Origin of the sequence: Paenibacillus amylolyticus, from assembly GCF_047302515.1 — a bacterium.
Taxonomy (GTDB): domain Bacteria; phylum Bacillota; class Bacilli; order Paenibacillales; family Paenibacillaceae; genus Paenibacillus; species Paenibacillus amylolyticus_G.
The window spans coordinates 3,197,763-3,219,775 of the sequence record NZ_CP168019.1; the positions used below are offsets into that span (position 1 = coordinate 3,197,763).

The 22,013-nt window shown below is 47.5% G+C and carries 19 protein-coding genes; 5 read left to right on the top strand and 14 right to left on the bottom strand.

Annotation, left to right across the window (positions count from 1 at the left end; translation table 11 throughout):
- Positions 1–81: 81 nt before the first annotated feature.
- From ACDJ59_RS13475 to ACDJ59_RS13490, 4 genes are read left to right on the top strand one after another with little or no spacing between them, the layout of a single operon-like run.
- Entirely contained in the window at positions 82–996 is a 915-nt protein-coding gene (locus ACDJ59_RS13475; protein WP_047842642.1) for a carbohydrate ABC transporter permease, read from the top strand.
- 5 nt (positions 997–1,001) lie between these two features.
- Positions 1,002–1,841, top strand: a complete 840-nt coding sequence (locus ACDJ59_RS13480; RefSeq protein WP_047844271.1) for a carbohydrate ABC transporter permease — start codon at positions 1,002–1,004, stop codon at positions 1,839–1,841.
- Between the two features lie 38 nt (positions 1,842–1,879).
- A complete protein-coding gene (locus ACDJ59_RS13485) occupies positions 1,880–3,205 on the top strand; it encodes an ABC transporter substrate-binding protein (protein ID WP_413409411.1) in 1,326 nt (441 codons plus the stop codon).
- Positions 3,206–3,228: 23 nt separating this feature from the next.
- The gene (locus ACDJ59_RS13490; protein WP_413409412.1) at positions 3,229–4,875 is read left to right on the top strand and encodes an MGH1-like glycoside hydrolase domain-containing protein; all 1,647 of its coding nucleotides are present in this window, start codon (positions 3,229–3,231) and stop codon (positions 4,873–4,875) included.
- A 73-nt stretch (positions 4,876–4,948) separates the two neighbouring features.
- Here ACDJ59_RS13490 and ACDJ59_RS13495 read toward each other — a convergent pair whose 3' ends face one another.
- On the bottom strand, positions 4,949–5,293 hold the full coding sequence (locus ACDJ59_RS13495) for a hypothetical protein (protein WP_047842639.1): 345 nt from the start codon (positions 5,291–5,293) through the stop codon (positions 4,949–4,951).
- A 123-nt stretch (positions 5,294–5,416) separates the two neighbouring features.
- Between ACDJ59_RS13495 and ACDJ59_RS13500 the strand changes: the two genes are divergently transcribed.
- Positions 5,417–5,839, top strand: coding sequence for a hypothetical protein (locus ACDJ59_RS13500; protein WP_036608832.1), 423 nt, complete (start codon positions 5,417–5,419; stop codon positions 5,837–5,839).
- A gap of 199 nt (positions 5,840–6,038) precedes the next feature.
- Here the strand turns inward: ACDJ59_RS13500 and ACDJ59_RS13505 are convergent, their stop codons facing one another.
- The 13 genes from ACDJ59_RS13505 to ACDJ59_RS13565 form a co-directional block, all read right to left on the bottom strand.
- Positions 6,039–9,212 (bottom strand): bifunctional cytochrome P450/NADPH--P450 reductase, encoded by a 3,174-nt coding sequence (locus ACDJ59_RS13505; RefSeq protein WP_413409413.1) that lies wholly within the window; start codon positions 9,210–9,212, stop codon positions 6,039–6,041.
- A gap of 299 nt (positions 9,213–9,511) precedes the next feature.
- A complete protein-coding gene (locus ACDJ59_RS13510) occupies positions 9,512–10,066 on the bottom strand; it encodes a glutathione peroxidase (RefSeq protein WP_413409414.1) in 555 nt (184 codons plus the stop codon).
- Between the two features lie 215 nt (positions 10,067–10,281).
- A complete protein-coding gene (locus tag ACDJ59_RS13515) occupies positions 10,282–11,007 on the bottom strand; it encodes a LutC/YkgG family protein (protein WP_413409416.1) in 726 nt (241 codons plus the stop codon).
- Positions 10,997–12,517, bottom strand: a complete 1,521-nt coding sequence (locus ACDJ59_RS13520; protein ID WP_413409418.1) for a LutB/LldF family L-lactate oxidation iron-sulfur protein — start codon at positions 12,515–12,517, stop codon at positions 10,997–10,999. Before ACDJ59_RS13520 ends, ACDJ59_RS13515 begins: the two co-directional genes overlap by 11 nt.
- Entirely contained in the window at positions 12,514–13,242 is a 729-nt protein-coding gene (locus tag ACDJ59_RS13525) for a (Fe-S)-binding protein (protein ID WP_211081435.1), read from the bottom strand. The genes ACDJ59_RS13520 and ACDJ59_RS13525 overlap by 4 nt, the downstream gene beginning before the upstream one ends.
- Positions 13,243–13,355: 113 nt before the next feature.
- Entirely contained in the window at positions 13,356–14,117 is a 762-nt protein-coding gene (locus ACDJ59_RS13530) for a DeoR/GlpR family DNA-binding transcription regulator (RefSeq protein ID WP_413409419.1), read from the bottom strand.
- 1 nt (position 14,118) lies between these two features.
- Complete coding sequence (locus tag ACDJ59_RS13535; RefSeq protein ID WP_413409421.1) at positions 14,119–15,612, bottom strand: rhamnulokinase; 1,494 nt, start codon at positions 15,610–15,612, stop codon at positions 14,119–14,121.
- Between the two features lie 235 nt (positions 15,613–15,847).
- The gene (locus tag ACDJ59_RS13540) at positions 15,848–16,363 is read right to left on the bottom strand and encodes a DUF2500 domain-containing protein (protein ID WP_413409423.1); all 516 of its coding nucleotides are present in this window, start codon (positions 16,361–16,363) and stop codon (positions 15,848–15,850) included.
- 111 nt (positions 16,364–16,474) lie between these two features.
- Complete coding sequence (gene pepF / locus ACDJ59_RS13545) at positions 16,475–18,277, bottom strand: oligoendopeptidase F (protein ID WP_413409424.1); 1,803 nt, start codon at positions 18,275–18,277, stop codon at positions 16,475–16,477.
- A gap of 451 nt (positions 18,278–18,728) precedes the next feature.
- On the bottom strand, positions 18,729–19,088 hold the full coding sequence (locus ACDJ59_RS13550) for a winged helix-turn-helix transcriptional regulator (protein WP_062833989.1): 360 nt from the start codon (positions 19,086–19,088) through the stop codon (positions 18,729–18,731).
- A 265-nt stretch (positions 19,089–19,353) separates the two neighbouring features.
- Entirely contained in the window at positions 19,354–19,917 is a 564-nt protein-coding gene (hxlB, locus tag ACDJ59_RS13555) for a 6-phospho-3-hexuloisomerase (protein ID WP_047842632.1), read from the bottom strand.
- Positions 19,918–19,921: 4 nt separating this feature from the next.
- Positions 19,922–20,554, bottom strand: a complete 633-nt coding sequence (gene hxlA, locus ACDJ59_RS13560; protein ID WP_036670570.1) for a 3-hexulose-6-phosphate synthase — start codon at positions 20,552–20,554, stop codon at positions 19,922–19,924.
- Between the two features lie 376 nt (positions 20,555–20,930).
- Positions 20,931–22,013: a lactonase family protein gene (locus tag ACDJ59_RS13565; RefSeq protein WP_413409426.1), complete on the bottom strand. Its 1,083-nt coding sequence runs from the start codon at positions 22,011–22,013 to the stop codon at positions 20,931–20,933.

Below are 22,013 nucleotides of genomic sequence, written 5' to 3' on the forward strand. Positions count from 1 at the left end.
TTACCAAGAGAACGCCGTATGTTGTAAGCGAATTCATAATTGGTGACTATTATTCTTACCCATTCAGAAGGGAGGCACATGATGAAAAAACAGACCAAGCCCTTATACGGTCAGCACAATACCACAGCCTACTTGTTTCTTCTGCCCTGGCTGATCGGACTCTTCTGTCTGACACTGGGACCGATGGTTGCGTCCCTATACTTATCCATGACCAAATTCAATCTACTGTCATCACCGACTTGGACTGGACTTAGCAACTATGTTCACATCTTTACCGAGGACGATACCTTTCGCAGGTCCCTTGGGTTGACGTTTTATTATGTCTTTCTATCCGTTCCACTAAGGCTTGCCTTTGCTCTACTGGTGGCGATGGCGCTAAACAAGGGAATTCGAGCCCTTGGCATCTACCGGACCGTATATTACATCCCTTCCCTCTTGGGCGGCAGCGTTGCGATTGCAATCGTCTGGCGGCAACTTTTTGAGGGGAATGGATTGGTTAATCAGTTTTTAAGCTGGTTTGGTATCTCGGGACCATCCTGGATTGCGCATCCAGATTATGTGGTCTACACCATCATCACACTATCCGTGTGGCAATTCGGGTCTGCCATGGTCATCTTTCTTGCGGGCCTGAAACAGATCCCGGCAGACTTATATGAAGCTTCCGATGTCGATGGAGCGGGAAAGATACGTCAATTTTTCGGAATCACCCTGCCCATGCTCTCCCCCGTTATCTTTTTTAACCTGATCATGAGCATGATCAATTCATTCCAGGCGTTTACACCAGCTTACGTGATCGGAGATGGCCGCGGGGGTCCACTCGACGCAACAATGTTTTATACCTTGTATCTGTATCTGAAAGGTTTTTCATTCTTTGATATGGGTTATGCTTCGGCTCTGGCTTGGATCATGTTGGTCATTATCGGGGTATTCACCGCAATCGTCTTTGTTACATCCCGATTTTGGGTGTTCTACGGGGACAATCAGGAGGGGAGGTAATGCATATGCCAATCAAACGACAACTGGTTCAGGCCGGGAGGCATGCCGCCATTATACTCTTCGGTCTGCTGATGTTATATCCAGTACTATGGTTGATTCTCAGTTCGTTTAAACCGAATCATCTCATTTTCACCAGCGGCAGTCTTTTCCCAACCAGCTTCACGCTGGAGCACTATATTAATGGCTGGAAAGGTCTGCAGGGCATCTCTTTCGGCCGTTTCTTCGGCAACTCCGTGCTGATCTCGGTCATGAGTGTGCTGGGTAATGTGATCTCCTGTTCCCTTGCAGCATTTGCTTTCTCCAGATTAAAGTTCAGATTCAAAGGCCTGTGGTTCAGCATGATGTTGGTCACGATTATGTTGCCTTACCATGTTACTCTGGTGCCCCAGTACATTCTCTATAATGAGCTTCAATGGATTAATACGTATTTCCCGCTCATTCTGCCTAAGTGGCTTGCGCAGGATTCCTTCTTCATCTTGCTTATGGTTCAATTCATACGCGGTATACCGCGAGAGCTGGACGAGAGTGCAACCATTGACGGTTGCGGGCAATCACAGATCTTTTTCCGAATCGTAGTGCCACTGCTCGTTCCAGCACTGATTACAACCGCGATCTTCACCTTCCTGTGGAGCTGGGATGATTTTTTCAGTCAGATGATCTATCTGAGCAAAATTGATCTGTTCACCGTGCAGCTGGGCATTCGCTCTCTCTTCGATCCATCAGGACAATCCGATTGGGGCGCATTACTTGCCATGTCCACCCTGTCACTGCTTCCCGTGACTATCATCTTTTTACTGTTTCAGCGATATTTCCTTGAGGGCATTGCGACAACTGGTCTGAAGTAACAACACGTTTCTCATATCATTAGACAGGGGGATTTATCATGTTCAAACGTTTCATGATTGGTATGATCACTTCACTTTTGTTATTTGTAACAGCTTGCTCCGGAACAGACCATACCGGTACTAATGATGCAAGCAATGGTAATGATAATGGAACTACCGAGGGCGGACAGGTCGAACTGCGCATCATGTGGTGGGGTGACCAGAAACGGGCAGATATTACGAATGAAGCCCTCAAGATCTTTCAGGCAAAGCATCCGGATATTAAAATTGTAGGTGAATTTGCACCTTCCTCCGGATATTTCGACAAGCTGAATACCCAATTGGCATCAGGTACAGCACCAGATATCTTTTTCCTCGGTGGAAATGTCGTTGATTATGCCAAAAAAGATGTCCTGCTTAACCTGGACCCGTATGTCGGAAACGAACTGAATCTGGATGGTATGGATGAAACCATGATCGAATACGGACGTCTCGACGGGAAGTTGCAACATATTTCTGCCGGTGCAAACGCACGAGGAATTATTGTTAACAAGGCACTCTTTGAGAAAGCCGGCCTGCCTTTGCCAGCTTCCGATTGGGACTGGGCGGACTATGCCGCCATCAGCAAAGAGTTGTCCGACAAGCTCGGAGAAGGCTTCTATGGAACGTACAACTTTACCGTCGACGGGATGGATATTTATCTAAAACAAAGGGGTAAACAACTGTATGACATGAAAAACGGCACACTTGGATTCGCCAAGGAAGACATTCTGGAATGGTTCCAGTATTGGGAAAAGACTTCGGCATCTGGCGGTGTAGTCACACCGGAATTGCAGGTATCCAACCCGCATGATGACACCAGTAAATCCCTGTTGATCACAGGCAAAGCAGCCATGACTCTACTACCATCTAACCAACTTGCTGCATTCCAGAGCTTGACGGAAGATCCTCTGGTGCTACTCCCTGTACCACGAGGCCCTAAGGGAACGGGAGTTGTATTTGAGTCGAGTCAGGGATTATCGGGTTATGCCAATACCAAACATCCGAAGGAAGTGGCAACGTTAATGGATTTCTGGATTCATGATCCTGAAGCAGCCAAAATCCTCGGTAATGACCGCGGGGTGCCCGTTACGGAAGCCAATCGTAATCTTCTTCAGGAAGGTGCAGGCCCTGTGGAGGAGATTGTCTATAACTATACAAATCTTGTCTCTGAAGCAACGAAGACTGAACCTTTTGACGTGAGCTACAACCCTCCTGGATTTGCAGAGTTCTCCAAGTTAGCTCAGACAACGAATCAGGAGATCGGATTTGGACGAAAAAGTGTGGAGCAAGCTGTCTCCGACTTCTATAACGGTACCGTTCGTATCTTTGAATCGAATCAATAAGCAGACGCTGTGAGGAGGAACATATGACAGAAGAGATATTGAATCGGCTACGTAACATTTCGATAATGGATCAAGTTCAGCCAGTTAAACCGGAAGATCAGCAGTTATTACAGGAATGGCATGCGTCGGGTATCCGGTTTGTGGCATCGGGCGGACGAGTGGAAGCTACGTATTATGCAGCAGTGGAGAAATTGCTTGCTTGTATCCTGCCCATGGGAGACAACGATCCCATTTTACAAGAAGGTGGCATCTATCTGGGATGTTGGTTAGAGAGCACAGGTACCATTAATGCGGAGCTGCTGTCTCGCCTGTTGCCTTCCGTGTCCGAAACAACATACCTCGCATTTGCCAAGCAGCAAAGAGATGATGGATTGCTTCCGTATAAACTCACGGCAAACGGACCCTCTTTCCGGCAAATCCAGTTGGTCACTCCACTGGCACGCAGTGTGTGGAACCACTATCAGCTTCAAGGCAAGCACTCGTCTTTCCTCAATACGATGTATAAGGCTATGGTTCGTTATGATGAGTGGATTGCCCACAACCGTAATACCCGAGGAACTGGCTGTGTAGAGGCCTTCAGTACGTTTGACACCGGACATGACTTATCCCCGCGTTTCTGGCATGTTCCGGATACACCTTATATGAATGATGCTTCTGCCTATCACCCGGATTCTCCGATTCTGCCTTTTCTAGCACCAGATCTGACTGCCAATATCTATTGTCAGCGCATGTATCTGTCCCGCATAGCTGAGGAGCTGGGGGAATCAGGAACGGATTGGAAAGCAAAAGCCGAGTCCAGCCTGGAAAGTCTCTTCCGTTATTGTTACGACGAACAGGATATGTTCTTCTATGATCGGGATCGCAATGACGAATTGGTCAGAGTCCAATCTGATGTGTTGCTCCGCGTAATGGCCTGCGAGGTGGGCGACCGTGAATTGTTCGATAACCTACTACGTTGGTACCTGTTGAATACAAGCAAGTTTTTCGCTAAATACCCGTTCACATCGATTTCAATGGATGATCCCAGATTCGATCCCTTTTCCTCCTATAACAGCTGGGGAGGGGCATCCAATTTCCTGAGTCTGATTCGAGCACCACACGCATTCGAGTATCATCATCGATATGTGGAGCTAACCTGGGTAATGCAACCAATCTTGTCCGCTCTATCCAAAGATAAGCGATTTGGTCAGGTACTAAGCCCATGGACGGGAAAACAAGGTTTTACCGAGACTTACTCGCCCTCCATCCTCTGTCTCCTTGATTATGTGGAGCGATTATGCGGAATTATGCCTGTTGGATCGAATCAGCTCTGGTTTACCGGACTGCTCCCCATCGATATGGATCATGGTGAGATCGTATCTGGTAACACGGCTTATAGCCGAAAAGTCAACGGAGTAGGATATGAATTGGTCAACACGCCAGATCGCATGACGGTATATCTGCAAGGCAAGGTTCATCTGGATGGCCCGTCAGGGATTCGACTGGTGACGGATCATAGTGGACATCTGGAAGGCGTTATTGGAATGAGCGTTCGCACCGTTGAGGGAGAGCTTTACTATAAAGGGGAGTGCATCCCAATTCGAATCAAAGGAAATGAAATGCAGCGTTACGCTGATGGAAATTTGAGAACCGAGCGCGATATTGGCATCATCTATCCTACGTATCGTTAATTGTTTGTATGCAAAAAGCGCAAGTTGCCGAGGTTTACTTCCCCTGCACTTGCGCTCTTGTATTTCTTTATTTTTACACCTTCCGGTTCCACGCCGGGTGACGATAAAATTCAATGGTATCAATATAATTTACCGTGAACTGCTGTTCCACATCCGACAGGTTCAACAGTTTGCGGTCGATTTGCTTCATACCCATGACCACATCATGGCGAAGCAGGTCCATCGCAATTTTGCCTACAAACCCGCCTTCCATCTCTTTATGCTTGGTACGAAACTCTTCATTGTAGATCAGTTCAGGTGTGAATGCCGCTTCGACGAAAGCATTAACGAGCGTAAGCTCATTGCCCTCGATCTGCACTGCTAGATAATAATTGCCACGCTCATCCTTAATGAGGTCTTTATACATCTCTACGATCATGTGAATCACTCCTCTATTATAAAAGAAACCCCGTTAGCCTTAACGAACATGGGCTATCAAACGTACACCTTCCGACCCCGTTCCTTCATATACTAGGTACAAATGGCGAACGGAGGAATACTTATGAGCTGGCAGCATCTCCATACTGGAAAAACACTTCAGCAGCGTCTGGCAGAACTCCAGGGGCACCTTGCAGAACTGAATACTCCACTCTCCGGGTTGGAACCGGGACGTATTCGTCGTGTCTATCCAAGGCAGTTTATCAAAGTAAACCGTCAATTATTCATTCCACTCAGTCTGAATTCCATTCGGGTATTCGATATTCCTCGAACACGGCGAGGCGTGAGAGTGGGAATCCGCACGACTTTCCCTTCCAGGAATGCATTTAACAATATCAGACTTGTGGGTGTGGGACTGGATTATCTTGAACTCCAGGGAAAAGGCAGAGTCCCTTCCCGTATTTTATTTCCTCTCTCCAGCGTCGAGTCGATCTATCGGCCAACCACCGGAAGAAAAAACCTGAAACGGCCTTGTAGGCGGAAGTAAAGCTGGTTCTTTTCGCAAGCCATACAATGGTTCCCAAATGTCTGCATACGGGTGCTCCCTTCCAATATATAATTATAACCCATGCAACCACTTATCTGCTGAAGAATCATTTTATGTCAAAAAGCGGTGAGAACAGAACTGCTTCTGTATCTCACCGCTCAGCCAGTTACGGATCAAGCTGACCTTTCACATGTGTACATCAGATGCCTGTCCATACATCCTTGGCATAACGACCTTCCTGCTGAAGCTGATTAAACCAATCTTCTGCTTCCTTCGCGGATTTGCCATGAATATCAGCGTATGCCTGCTGGAGTGCGGCTTCCACATCAGGTGCCATCTTGCTGCCATCACCGCAGATATACAGATGCGCACCCTCTTCGAACAAAGGAATCAGATGATGGGCATCGTCTCTCATCAGATGCTGTACATAACATTTCTCCTCCCCGTCTACACGGGAGAAGGCCGTATGAAGTTTCACAATCCCTCCTTGCTGGGCTGCTTCCAATTCATTTTTGTACAGATAATCATGCTCGGGATTCCGGCATCCAAAGTACAGGTGGGCTTCGCCAACCTCTTGACCTTGTTCCTTCAATACATGCCTTGCTTGCAAGAAACCTCGGAATGGAGCAACACCGGTACCCGGCCCTACCATGATGACGGGAACCTGTGCATCCTCAGGCAGTTGGAACCCGGATTCCGGTGTCCGCGTGAACATGACGATCTCGTCACCCGACTTCAGGTTAGCCAGATAGTTGGACGCAATACCTTTGTATTCTCCCTGTCCACTCCATGCCGGGGCGCGCACAACACTGACCGTAATACTCGCTTGATCGGGCTGAACACGTGGTGAACTGGAGATCGAATAATATCTGGCTTTCAGTGAAGGCAATAATTCAAGGAAGCGCTCAAACGGCAGTTCACATGCCTCATATTTCACCAGATAATCCAGCATGGAGATCCGTTTATTCCGCACTTCATCCATATACACAGATTCATCAAGCAGCGCTTCAAGTTCCTTCTTATGCGGTGGACATACGGTGTATGCTGCCATTTCTCTCAACTGCGCACGCGTTGCAGCTTCCTGAAGCTCAACGCTATGACTGAGCAGATCATACAGGTTCACCGGTTGATGCAGCGGCAGATGCGCGGCACTCCGACCGGATGCATCCAGAACAAGATGCTCCGTTCCTGTGAATCCATAACGACGCAATACACGTTCCACAAGTTCCGGTGGATTCTGTGGCAGAATGCCCAGATGATCCCCTTCCTTGTAGGTTATGCCTTCAGGCAATTTAATCTCCAGGTGACGTGTGCTTCGTTCACTGCCCGCGTCGTGAAGCTCCCTGTTCTCAAGTACTTCTGCCACATGGGCATCATACGTATCCGCAAGAGGTGTTACGGCGAGCCCACTGACAAACTGTACAGATAGGGAACTGCGTTCGCTATTGGAGCTTGTGTTCAGTTTCAGTCCCATCGTTCGTGCGAGATCTGGCCATAATTGCTCTGTCCAATCCCCCACCTGTTTCTCGAAATCTCCACTGGCATCTGACTCACCCAGCGGTGATAACCGCTCTGCTCCTCTGGAAGATAACTGTTCATCTATTAAACGCGGAATACGCTGATAGGTGCTGGCCCAGTTGTGGTCACCGCATCCAAGAACGGCGAAACGCACACCTTTGAATTCATTCGCATCTGCATGTTCGATCCACTCGACAAACATCTTGGCATTACTTGGCGGCTGACCGTTATAGGATGCACTGACAATAATGACGGCACCTTCCTTTGGCAGTTTGCCAACACGATCATCCAGCGTAGCGACCTCACTCCGGAAACCCTGATATCTGGCGGTATCCGCAATTTCACGTGCAATGCCTTCAGCGGTACCCAGATTGGAACCGTACAGAACAAGCATCGGTGTGTGGTGGGCATTTGCTGCATCCGGCTCCGTTCTTTTGGCAACCGGCTTTGGTTCTTCGACCGCTACACCCGGAACGGCCATGACTGGCTGCCCCCCACGCGCACGTACCCGAATTGTGAAGTTATCCGGTTTGAGCGTCAGGGTTTCTTTCACCTTTAACTGATAATCGGAATGATCTATGAAGTCAAAATGCTTGAGCACCATGCCCAGCACCAGCGTTGCTTCCTGAAGTGCAAATTGCTGACCAATACATGCCCGTTGACCGTTACCAAATGGTTTATAGGCATCATGCGGCACTTTGCTCGGATCTTCGAACCGTTCCGGGCGGAATTCCTCTACGTCGTCTCCCCATGCTTCGCGGTCGCGATGCAACTTGGGAATAAGTACACTGACGCTGTCTCCTTTTTGCAAAGGATATTGACCCGCAAGTACCGTGTCCTCTTTTGCATACAGAGAAAATGCCGGGGCCGTTGGCCATAACCGCAATGCTTCATTCAAAACCATACGAACGTACTTCAGATTGCGAACCTGGTTGTACGTGGGAACCGGATCTTTCAGAATCTGATCCACCTCAGCTTGGGCTTTAGCCAGCGTATCCGGATTCTTCATCAGATAATAAACGGCGAAGGATAACAGTCCACTTGTAGTCTCATGTCCAGCGATCAGGAATGTAATAATCTGATAACGGATGTTCTCATCATCCAGCGTTTCTCCTGTTTCCGGGTCCTTGCCGCTGAGCATGTGGGACAACAGATCATCTGCGCCTTCCTGCGGTTTCTCTTTGCGTTCGGCAATAATGTGATCCACCAAAGAGAACATGGAACGAATATCCTGTTCAAACTGTTTCTTTTTGGTGATCATCAACTTGTCTTGCAGACGCAGTCGCTGCAATGAACTCATGGATTCATCCAACGCACGAACCATACTCGTAATGAATGGATGTGGTTCTTCCCGATAGAAGCTGTTAAACCGATAGTTGAACCCACACAGGCCAATCGTGTCGAGCGTAAGACGTGTCATATCATCCGGAACGTTAACCGTCTCATCCGGGTTCAATCGTGACCATTTCTGAACCAGCTGCACAGCCAGATCAATCATTTTGTTGTGATATCCCTGCATGGCACGTTGACTGAAACTTGGCAGCAGTACGTTATGGGCTTTTTTCCAATTCGGCTCCTCGGTCCAACTCGTAAATAATCCATCTCCTGCAAAAGCACGAACCTTTGCAAGGGGTGCCCACACACGTTTGTCGAATTTGGATTCATCCGTTACCTCGGCAACCAGTTCGTGACCTGAAATATACAATTCACTTCGCCCGGGGTACTCCATACGAAAGATCGGTCCGTATTCTTCAGCCAGTTTCACCAAGGATTGCACCGGCTCTTCAAAGTTCAATTGCGGCAAATTGCCTAGTGGGCCAAATGTTTTTGGTTGAGGCACTGAAATTGGTGGCATGACGCTCACTCCTTCTTCCCAAGTTAAGAGTTCTACAACTAAAAAATAATGACTTGATTTACAGACGTGATTACACTTACTCTTCAGATCAACAGATTCAAGTTATTTTTTGCACATTTTCATATTTCATCCAGATAACGAGAAAACCATCAAAGAACTAACTGACTGAAATAGTATATTGGTCATTTTTAATTAAAAAAAATGGAGGACTTCGTTATCTTCTTTTACCCTAACATTTCCAGTTCTAATCTTCAACAGTCCCAAAGTCATAGGACCTCAGGACAGGGATTACGGTATACTTATGAATTCTTTAATAGATTCTGAATAACTGACTCCATCTCTAATGGAGCAACTGTCGTTTCATAACGGCCATGGACGTTCCCACTGCGGTCAATCAGGAATTTGGTGAAATTCCATTTGATGCCGTCACCTTGATACAATTCTGGATGCTTCTCTTTCACAAAGGTGTCCATCCACTCTCCTTCCTTCGTGTCCAGATCATAACCTTGAAATGGCGATTCTGTAATCAGATAACGGAACAATGGATGCATCGATTGCCCAACGACCTCGACCTTCTCCAATATCGGAAAGGATATCTGAAACTGACTTCTGCAATACTCGGCTACCTCAGCGCTACTACCAGGTTCTTTCTCGTTAAACTGGTTGCATGGAAACGCCAGAATCTCCAGCCCCTGATCACCATATTTCTCATACATCTGCTGAAGTTCACTGAATTGCCGGGAGTAGCTACACCGACTTGCTGTATTCACAATAAGCAGCACCTTCCCTTTAAAAGCAGAAAAATCACTCTCGTGTCTATCTATAAACGGAACTTGGTAAGAAAATATACTCATCTGTATTCATCCTCCTCTTTCTCTTTTGTATCTCACATGAATTCTCTCTTGAAATGGATTATACACCTCTATTATTAATAGGTGAAATATATAATTAGTATAATTTTAATAGTTTTTAACTATAGTAGACCAAATAAAAAACTGTCCTTAGCAGTGAAATACTGCATCTCGGACAGTTATCAAAATCATGATGCGCCATCACACCCAACACACCGTTAACCCATAATCAAACCATATACAATACCTGGTCCGTGTACGCCAATGGTTAAATCATTTTCAATATCGGAAGATCGGCTTGGCCCTGAAATAAAGTGGATGCCTGCGGGAAGATTCTCTCTTCCCGCTTCGTCAAATCGATCCAGCGTCTCCCCCAGTCTGGTGTACAGTCGATCCACTGGAATAATGATGATGAGTACCGTAGGCAGCAGACTGACTGAACGACCTTTTTCCGGTGAAGAAAGCACAGTGACCGAGCCTGTGTATGCAGTCGCATAATCCGCCATGACCACACCGATATCAGCCTCAGCTGCCCGAGCCCTCCAGTTCTCATCCGCTTGACTATTCCACACTGAGATCTGTACATCCGGTAACTGCTCTTCCAATCCGAGATCCTGTAACGCCTGTTCATTCTGCCGAATGATATATCTGGCACTCAGTTCATGAGATTTGTTGGCAATAAATTGAGATACTTCTTCCATGTTCTGAACCCGGGCGATGTGTGCGCCTACACTCACAAAGTTATCCGTAAATGCTTGAATACGCTTCTCTTCATCCCATTCCAATTCAGTCCAAAAGTCGGGTGCTCCCCGAAAGGGTTGGGTCGGCGCATGGCGTTGCCTTGGTCTTCTCAATTTCGAAGCAATGTCATTCATGAACTGCTCCTGTTTCTCCATGGACTTCTTCTCCAATTGTGCAAGCCATTGCTGATGTTCAGTGACCATGCTTAGCACCCTCCCCTTCTTCTCGTTCACGAATAATCTGCTCCATACGGCTGCGAACGGAAGAATCCATGGTCGGTTGCTCCTGGTCCAGTTCCTGATCCAGCTTGTTCCATTGCTGCCGGAAGGATTTCTTGGCGAGACTTGGCGCAACCCGATAATTGTTCCAGCCTTTGAGTGGACCCAGTTTGAGAGAAATTCCGTTGTTACGTACAATTGCCTTCTGCCCGATTTGTCCCAGACGTATGGCCGCACTGAAGCGTTTGGAATTGGAAACCACAGCGGCAAATCCCTTCATGCCCATGCTTTCCATTTTGTTTCCATGACCGTCTTCCACTTTACGCCTACGTAAATAAACGAGCATATCATGCAATGGAATTTTAACTGGACATGCTTCATAACAGGCTCCGCACAGACTCGAAGCACCCGCAATATCGTTCCATTCATCAATGTTGCCATTGAGTGCAGGAGTCAGTACTGCGCCAATTGGACCACTATAGGTGCCACCATAGGCATGACCTCCAATATGACGATATACCGGGCAAGCATTCAGACAAGCACCACAGCGAATACAATTCAGCAACTCCTGGAATTCGGGATCACCGAGCTGAAGGGATCGACCGTTGTCCACGATAATAATGTGCATTTCATCTGGCCCATCTCCATCCGCTGTGCGGCGAGGACCTGTGATGCCTGACATATACATGGTTAATTTCTGACCTGTTGCGGAGCGCGGCAATAAGGTTGCCATAACCTCCAGATCCGTCCACGACGGGATGATCCGCTCCATGCCCATCAGTGTAATCTGTGTTTTCGGAACAGTGGACACCATACGGGCATTGCCTTCATTTTCGAACAAAACCATGGAACCTGTCTCTGCAATCGCAAAATTGCAGCCAGTCATGCCGATATCTGCTTCGAGGAATTTCTCGCGCAGCTTTTTGCGAACAAATCCGGCAAGTACCGTTGTGTCCGGCTCCAGAATTTCGCCCGCTTCCTTGGATAACAACTCTGCAATCTGATAGCGGTTCTTATGGATGGCTGGAATGACAATATGAGATGGGGCCTCGCCTGCCAACTGTATGATGTATTCACCCAGGTCGGTCTCGATAGCTTCAATGCCCGCCGACTCCAGCACATGATTGAGATGTACTTCCTCCGACACCATCGATTTGGACTTTACCACCGTAGAAGCCTGCTTGTGCGCCGCAATATCCAGCGCAATTGCCGCTGCTTCCACCGATGTATCTGCAAAATGGATATGAACCCCGTTCGCACGGGCGTTATTCACAAATTCATTCAAATAATAATCAAGATACGCAATCGTGTGCAAACGAATCTGACGGCCACGTTCCCGCCATTCATCCCAGTTTCCATGTTCTTCTGAGGCAGACTTCTTCCCGTTACGCAATCGTTCTGTCGTGAATTTGACCGCTTTACGCAGAAAATCATCATTCAAGGCCAGTCCGGCACGTTCTTTGACCGTAGTATCCATAACTCCCGGTTGGCTCATCCTGTTCGCACCCCCTCATACAGTAGTTCCGCCAAATGCATCACACGCACCGGTTCATTCCGATAACGCAGATTACCTGCGATATTCATCAGACAGGCCATGTCCAGCCCCACCAGTACTTCCGCTTGTGTCTCTTTGATATGATCGACCTTCTCCGTCACCATTGCTCCTGAAATATCGGACATTTTGATGGCAAACGTCCCCCCGAACCCGCAGCAATCCTCAGCGAATGGAAGTGGAACCAATTCCAGACCTTTTACTTGAGAGAGCAGCGCCATCGGTTCATCCTTGACACCCAGCAGACGGCTGCCGTGGCAGGATGGATGATAGGTTACTTTGTGCGGAAAATGTGCGCCCAGATCGGTTATCCCAAGTACCTGAACGAGAAATTGAGTAAACTCATAGGCTTTGGCTTCCAATCGTTTTGCCTTCTCCAACCATACTGGTTCATCCGCGAACAGCTCGGGATAATGATGAATCATATACGTACACGATCCCGAAGGACATACCACAAAATCACTGTCGTCAAACGCTTCAAGAATCGTTTTGGCCGCTACCCGAGTCTCATCCCAGTACCCGCTATTGTAGGAAGGCTGACCGCAGCAGGTCTGCACCGGCGGAAAATCCAGCCGAACGCCATGAGCGGCGAGCAATCTGACCATGGCCTCCCCCACTCGAGGATAGATGGCATCGCTGAGGCAGGTAATGAATAAGGAGACCTTCATAATTACACGCTCCTATTAACTGATTAGTAGATAAATTGACTAAGAATATTTACACTAAACACTCCGTTTCGTGTAAATGTTTAGTTCAATTTATATAAATAAAATTTAAAAGATTAAACCGTGATGATACCAATATCGTATCCGCTCAAACGGTCTGTCTGTTCAGCCTCCAATGGCTGATTGGTAACGATCGTATGGACTGCATTTAACCCGGATACTCGGGCAAAAGCACGGACACCAAATTTACTGGCATCTGCAAGTAAGATGACCTGATCGGATATGCCAACCATCTTCTGCTTCAGCTTTGCCTGGAGTTCATTGGATTCACTGATTCCGCCACCTTCGAGATGTACACCTTTGCACGACATGAACATTTTATCCACGTGATACGTTTCCAGAGAACGCTCCGCGAGCGGCCCAACAAAAGACAACGAGCGAGATGCCAACTGGCCCCCTGTTGAGATGACCTCAACCTTGTCACGGCTGCTGAGTTCAGTGGCGATTTGGATCGAGTTGGTTAAGACCGTTAGCGGAAAATCCGGCATGTTCGCTGCCATATAACCTGCCGTTGTGCTCGCATCCAACAGAATGCGATCACCCGGATTAATCATCGTCAGAGCCGCTTGTGCAATCCGTTTTTTCTCTTCCGCATGAGTTGTCTCCCTGATCCGGTAAGGAATCTCCGGTTGATCTTCCTTCACACTCACTGCACCACCGTGAGATCGGCGCAGTCGACCTGCCTGTTCCAGCCGATCCAGATCCCGCCGGATCGTTTCCTCCGTCACCCGGCAGCGCTCACTAAGCTCGGATACACGCATACTGCCCTTTACATTCACCATCTCCACAATCCGGTCATACCGCTCGGCTGCCAGCATGTTACACCTCACTCCCCGCTTGTGAATTAGATGAAGCCGTCACACGCAGAAATCTGCCGTAAGCATCTTCCCAGATTGACCTGTCCTGCGGCTCATACACAGTTACCGGAAATGAATCACGGATGGCCTTACGGGCTTCCCAGATATCCTTAAAAGCTCCGCTCGCCATCCATTGCACAGCCATATTCCCGATGGCACTTCCCTCTGCCGGACCTGCCCATACCGGCTTGCCAATGGAATTTGCAGTCCACTGACATAACAGGCGGTTCTGGATGCCTCCACCGACCATATGCAATCCGTTGAACGTCTGAACCGACAATTGCTCCGTCCATTCCAGAACTCTTCTATACTTCAATGCCAGACTCTCCAGAATTGCCCGGGCAATAGCCCCCTGATCCTCTGGTACCACTTGCCCTGTATCACGGCAATACTGACGTATACGCGTCGTCATATCTCCTGCTGGCATGAACAGTTCATCATCCGGATCAAACAAACTGGCAAATGGAGGTGCCTGTTCCGCCTGCGCCAATAACGCATCATAGCTAATTCCCTGCCCTTGGCGATCCCACTCACGCATACTTTCCTGCAAAATCCATAAACCCATAATGTTCTTCAGCAGACGGAATGTTCCGCCCGCCCCGCCTTCATTCGTGAAGTTCAAGGCCAGACTCTGGCTACTTATCGCAGGATGATCTATCTCCGTACCCATCAGGGACCAGGTTCCACAGCTCAGATAAGCAAATGAACGTTCCGTTGCAGGAACAGCCACAACGGCTGAACCCGTATCATGCTCCGCAACAGTGATCACGGGAATCGCGGACAATCCCAGATCGTTACAGATACTGCTTCGCAATTGTCCAACACGGGTACCTGGCAGCACGGCTTCACCAAACAGTTTCTCCGAAATACGAATATGCGTCAGCAACTCACTATCCCACTGCCCCGCTGATGGATTGTATAATTGTGTTGTGGTTGCATTGGTGAACTCATTCACCGCTTCCCCTGTCAGGAAATAACGTAGCAAATCCGGAATCATGAGAAAACGCTCTGCTTCATGAAGTAGCGGGGAACCGCTACGTTGAAGCGTCGCCAATTGATACAAGGTATTAAAGCCAAGAAACTGTATCCCTGTACGTTCGAAGATTCTCTGAGAGCTCAGCTCTTGGCGTACCTGATCCATCATGCCGTTAAACTGTGTATCACGGTAATGATACGGGTTACCGAGCAACTCCCCATTACTGCCAAGCAAACCAAAATCAACGCCCCAGGAATCGATCCCCAGGCTCTCTGGCTTTTCTCCCTGCTGTTTCACCAGGATAAGCCCCTGCATTAATTCATGATGCAATCGCAGAATATCCCAGTGCATCCGCTCGCCAACCTTCACTGGTTCATTCTTGAACCGATGAATTTCGCTTGTTTCGATCCCTCGATCATTCAGATGTCCCAGTAGCGCTCTCCCGCTCCCAGCGCCCAAATCATAAGCCAGCACACTCACCGCGCTTCACCAACCTTTCGAACCCATCCTATTTTCCAAACGGTATCCCTTGATTCAGTCCGTAACCCTGTACTTTATTCTGTATTTATTGTTTGTTTGTTTTTGTTTAATACTGTTTAACTTTATTTTACGAGTATATCACCATTGTAAGCGTTTGAATACCCTTCGGTTTTTCTTTCTTTTGGGTATAGCAAAAACGACTCTCTCCCACCTGGGAGGAGCCGCAGTTCTTCTTTCACGTATAAAATTGACCTTTGCTTACCCCCATCTGGGGCTGTACATCTCTCTCAAAATGCTTAAAGCGTGTCCCCTGATACGTAAGCATCCCTCGATCATTTTCCACCATCATGCCATAATGGTTTCCCCCAACAATCAGTTCAGTGCGCTCCCCATTGTCGAATTCAAATGTAACATAATACCGGGTAGTCGCACGGCTATCCCCGCTGCCACCTGAAACTTCCGTTCGTTTGACTACCACCGTTGAGTGCAGGGTTAACAAGGCTGCCGCGTTATTCGATGACCACGTGCGTACTCCTGAAATAATAACAAAAACAATAACTCCCGCAATGATGAGAAATATGCCGCCAATGAAAATCGAAGCAAATGCATTCATTGTAGCAAACTCATTAAATCCCGAAAAAAAACCACCTTGATTACCTTCAAAACCTGGTACCCCATTCATGTCGTCAAACACACCAAAGCCGTCTACGCTTAATCGGCCCATCGATGAGGACACGCTCGTTAATGCCATTCATCATCGTTCCTTTCCCCTTGCAAAAATAAGATGCACCGCCCCCCACGCAAGGAAGGCGGTGCATGCAGACAACCCGTTCTGCCTTGTCCGTATACTATATGAACCAGATCAGGAATACAGACGTTCAAGTTCGTCGACCAGACTGCCGACATAAGCAACCGCAGAGCGAATCGGCTCAGGTCCGGACATATCCACACCCGCAAGCTTCATTAACTCCTGTGGGGTGAGACTTCCACCAGCTTTCAGTGCATCAAGCCAGCGTTCTACCGCAGGCTGTCCTTCTTCCCGAATCTGCTGTGCTGCCGCGGTGGAAGCCGTCAAACCTGCCGCATAGGTATATGGATATAGTCCCATATAATAATGAGGTTGTCTCATCCATGTGAGTTTGGCCCCTTCATCAATTACCAGATCAGGTCCCCAGAATTCGGAAAGGATGTCTCCTTTGAGCTGACTTAACGTCTTCGCCGTAATGGGCTCATCTTTGGTTGCGCGTGCATACACCCTGCGCTGCAATTCACCTTCCAGCAGATGTGTAACAAAGTTATGGTAATACGTGTTCAACAGTTGCAAAATGACCCAACGACGCATTCTCGGATTATCGGAACGCTTCAATAGATGGTCTGCCAGCAGCATTTCATTCATGGTCGATGGTGCCTCAATGAAATAAAGAGATGGCCGTGTATTCGTGAGCCGTTGGTAACGTCCCGCAAGCATGAAGTGACCTGCATGCCCCACTTCATGGGCAAGTGTAAATGCTCCACGCATATTGTTTGCCCATGAAATTAAGATATAGGAGTGTGAACCAAATATAGAGGAGCAAAATGCCCCTGTGGATTTGCCTGCGTTATCTGCGTAATCCACCCAGCGATCACTGAATGCGCGCTCTACGATCTCGCCGTACTCCGGCCCAAGCACATCAAGCGCTTCTCGAATGAGTATGCACGCCTCATCATATGTAATGACAGGGCTAAATTCAGGATCAAGCGGCGCCTTCAGATCACAAAACATCAGTTTGTCCAGACCCAGCTCACGTTTCTTAAGAGCCGCCAGTCTGCGCATATGAGGTGCGAGTTCCTGCTGGATAATATCCAGAATATTATTGTACATCTCTTTGCTCACTTGCTGTGGGCTGAGAAGCATATCTGTAACATCGTCGTAACCACGCAGCCTGGATAAAACAACCTGTTTCTTCACTTCGGTTGCATAACCTTCTGCGAACGTATTTTTGTAATCATTTAATGTCGAGCTGAATGCAGCATAAGCAGAACGGCGTAGCTTCGTATCGGACGACATCTCATAATTATTTTCATAGAATGACCAGGACAGTGGACGATTATTGTCTTCTCCATCAAGAGCATCGTCAAACGTCATGTCTGCTAGTTTACCGCGCAGATAGATACGGTATGGCGAATCCAGTACCTCTCCAAGTGAAGCGAGTACCTTCTCAGTCTCGGGCGTAAGCCGATGTTCTTTTTCTCGAATCAAACGCTCCAAACTGCGCGCATACGGCTCCAATCCCGGAAGCTCTTGAATATAACGCTCTACAGTTCCATCCGGCAGATCAACGATCTCCGAATTGACAAAAGACAAGGACGACGACAGATTTGATAGGATATCTCCTGCTTTAGCTGAATTCTCAATATTGACCGGATTGATGCTGTCCTCTGACTGCTTCAAGCGGGCATAAGAAGCCGTCTTGCCGATCCGCTCCTGCAAAGCTTCACGAGCATCCAGACAAGCCAGCAATTGTTCAGCGCCTTTGCCCAGACGTCCTTTGAACGTTTCGATCTGGGCAGCAGCCAGTGGAAGTGATCGAAGCTCCTGCTCCCACTCTACATCGGTTACAAACAAGTCTTTCAGATCCCAAGTGGTTTCTGGGTTTACCTCAGCACGTGTACGTATTTTTTCCATCTTTAGTTGTCATCCTCCTTGCATTTTCCAATATCTCTCATCGTATCATATTCCGCGCATCTATACATGACATGACCTAAAATGGTTCAGGGGAGTACAGATTGGACTAAATATTATTCACACTTACCACTCCGATGACAGAACAACCTTCCGATCGCTGTTATCCCCAGATTTTTTGATTCCCTTTTTCAAAGTGAAAATCCGGTGATAAATGCGAAGCGTATGCTTCCGATGTAGCTTTCTTTCAGAAAGCTTTTAGCTCCGCTTCTTCAGGTTCTTTCTGTCCTCTACGTTCTCGTGTGAATGTTTAGTTCCATCTATATAAAAGGGGTATCTAGGATAAAGGCCAGTATATGCTTTTGCTCATGTGACCATGGTCTGAAAGCAACTAAAAAACCGCTGGTTTATGGAAGAATCCATTTACCGGCGGCTCATTTTAGAACTTACTTATTTAGCTTTCTTTCCAGATTACATTTTCGCCATAGTTTTTACCCCAGTTATACATTGCGTGCAGGACGGGCATCAGGCTCTGACCGTGATCTGTCAACGTATATTCCACCCGAGGAGGTACCTCTGCATATACCTTGCGCTCAATCAGTTTGTCTTCCTCCAGCTCACGAAGCTGGTTGGTCAGCATCTTCTGGGTGATATGAGGGATTAGGCGTTTCAGCTCACTGAAACGTTTGGTGCCTTCCAGACCCAAATGCCACAAAATAATCAGTTTCCATTTGCCACCGATCACCGCAAGGGTCAATTCCTTCTCACAGTTGATTTCTTTCAGATTAATCCGTTCCTTGACTTCGGCTGCCATGGCTCCGAGCCCCCTCATCTTCAATCTTATATCGCGTATATTACACATATCACGGGGACACTTCACACGAGGTAAGCTTTCCGCTCCATGCATGATGTAATAAGTACATTCATTCGATACAGCTATCTATTAATTCTACTACAGCCTGGTCGGGATGCAAAGTTTAACTGTAAATCACGGATAAAACCTATACAGATGAATGACTATGTATCGCAGAAAAGACCAGAACCCTTCAATTCAAAGGATTCCAGTCTTCATCTATTCACTATTCCAGGTTCGCGTGGCGGCCAAACATATCCGCTCCGGTCATACCCTTCATTTCCATCATCGTAAGAATGAGAGCATCCATACCGATTAACAGTCCTTGCTCGAACAACGAGCCCATCGGCTGAATGGTTACTGCCGCTCCGGAAGTTGCTGTGTCCTCTTTGGCTGAAGCCGGGAGACGCACTACCGTAGTTGCCAGTTTCCCGATTGTGGACTCTGGCTTAATTGTAATGAGACCTACAGGTGCACCAGCTTGACTAGCCTTTTGAGCCATGGCTACCAGACTGCCTGTCTCTCCTGAGCCAGAGCACAGCAAGAGAAAATCCTTAGAGCTGATCCCAGGTGTTACGGTCTCACCCACCACATATACACGAAGCCCCATCTGCATCAGTCTCATGGCAAAAGCCTTTCCCATAAGTCCTGACCGGCCTGCTCCTGCTACAAAAATCTGTTCCGCAGCCAGAATGTGCTCAGCCATCGCTTGCATCTCTGCATCGTCGATCTGGCTTAACGTACGTTCCAGCTCCTTCAAGATGTCAGCTGCGTACTGTGTTTTGCTCATCTGCTTACCCTTGTTTAACGAGACGTTGCATTTCAGCTGCAACTGCCGCTTTGTCTGCTTGTCCTGTGATACCTCCGCCTACAATAACCAGATCCGGTTGTGCTTTGATTACTTCTGGCAATGTTTCCAGCTTGATTCCACCAGCGACAGCCGTTTTAGCGTTTTTCACAGCAGCTTTGATCGTTTGCAGATCTTCGAACGGGCTTTGTCCTTCAGCTTGCAGGTCATAACCTGTGTGTACACAGATGTAATCTACGCCAAGCGCATCAATTTCACGAGCACGTTGTTCAAGGTTAGGCACGTTGATCATGTCCACAAGAACTTGTTTGTTTTGTTTCTTCGCTTCTGCTACTGCACCTTTGATCGTACTGTCATTGGTTGCCCCAAGCACAGTGATCAGATCTGCGCCAGCTTCAGCAGCTTTCATGATTTCATAACCACCAGCGTCCATAATTTTAAGGTCTGCAAGAACTTGCAGATTAGGGAATGCTTCTTTCATTGCTTTAACCGCGTGCAAACCTTCATTAATAACGATTGGTGTACCAATCTCAACGATATCAATATATTGTTCAACCTCTTTAACCAGTGCGATACCTTCAGGGATATTTACCAAGTCAAGCGCCAATTGCAATTTCATCATTTATTTCTCCTTTGTTGTTCAAGTATGAGTCGTTCCTGTAAAAATAATAATCAGATATTTAGCCTGCACCAATTGGTCTGTTCAGATGCATGCAGTGTTTGTTTTGGCTACTCACTCATTGTAGACCCTGACTATCCATTCAGGAAGTACGCACTTTGAAGTGGGGTAGTTACTTGCACGATACTATTGATAATTTTTCGTTGTTAGGTGAATCCAAGATAGAATTAATCCTCTACCCTAATCCACACGCTTACAGCAGAACAAAACCCTAATCTTCCAATTACATATTCAAGACAAAAGACCCCGCCACATGGCAGAGTCTTTATCTTTATCATTTTCAATCCAGCCAAAGCTGGTTTAGAAATTTATCATTTTACAGATATACTGGTTTCACGCATACCGGTTTGGATACACCTGTGCTGTGACCTGTGTATTTCAGACGTCCGCTCTCCTGATCTACCGTGAATGTCACGAGGTTGTTCGTATCGCGGTTAGCTGCGATCAGCAATTTGCCGTTAGGTGTCAGAGCAAAATGACGCGGGTGCTCACCTTCAGCAGATACATGTTCAACCAGTGACAGGTGACCTTTGTCTGCATCTACTGCAAATACAACGAGGCTGTCATGTCCACGGTTAGAACCATATACATAACGTCCATCATTGGAAACTGTGATTTCTGCTGTTGTATTTTCTTTGCCATCATATCCATCAGGCAATGTGGATACAGTAGACAATTCAGTCAACGTGCCCGCTGCTGCATCATATTTGAACGAAGTAATGGAAGAATCCACTTCATTGATCACATAAGCGAATTCACCATTCGGGTGGAATGCCAAGTGACGTGGGCCTGCTCCCGGATGTGTTTTGGTTTCACTGTGCAGCACAAGTTCATTTTTGTCTGCATCAATGGAATAGATCGCGATGTTATCTGCGCCCAGATCCTGTACCATCATGTATTTACCATCTGGGCTGAAGAATGCGGAGTGAACATGTGGCTTGTCCTGACGCTCAGGATGCGCACCTTGTCCTTCATGTTTCTTCTCGTCCAGAAGCGCTCCAACTTCACCGTTATCCGTCAAGGCTTGCAGACCTACCAGACCACCGTGGTAGCTGGAGAGGATCAAGTATTTGCCGGAAGGATCGCGCTGGATATGACATGGTGGAGCTGAAATGGAGTCATTCCGGTTCAGCAACGTTAATTTTCCTGTAGAAGGATCAATGCTCAGGGCTACAGCTTCAGACATTTTGTTGCCTTCAGCTGACGCTGTTTCACCAATCGCATACAGTTTGTTACCTTCAGCATCCACGTTGACAAACGTTGGGTTTTTCACACCCGCGATGCCGTCAAGCTTGGACAAGCTACCTGTATCCTCATTCAATTCATATGCATAAATGCCCTCATTTTCCGCTTCGGCGTAAGAGCCGGCAAGTACGAGCAAGCGTTTTGATTCACTCAT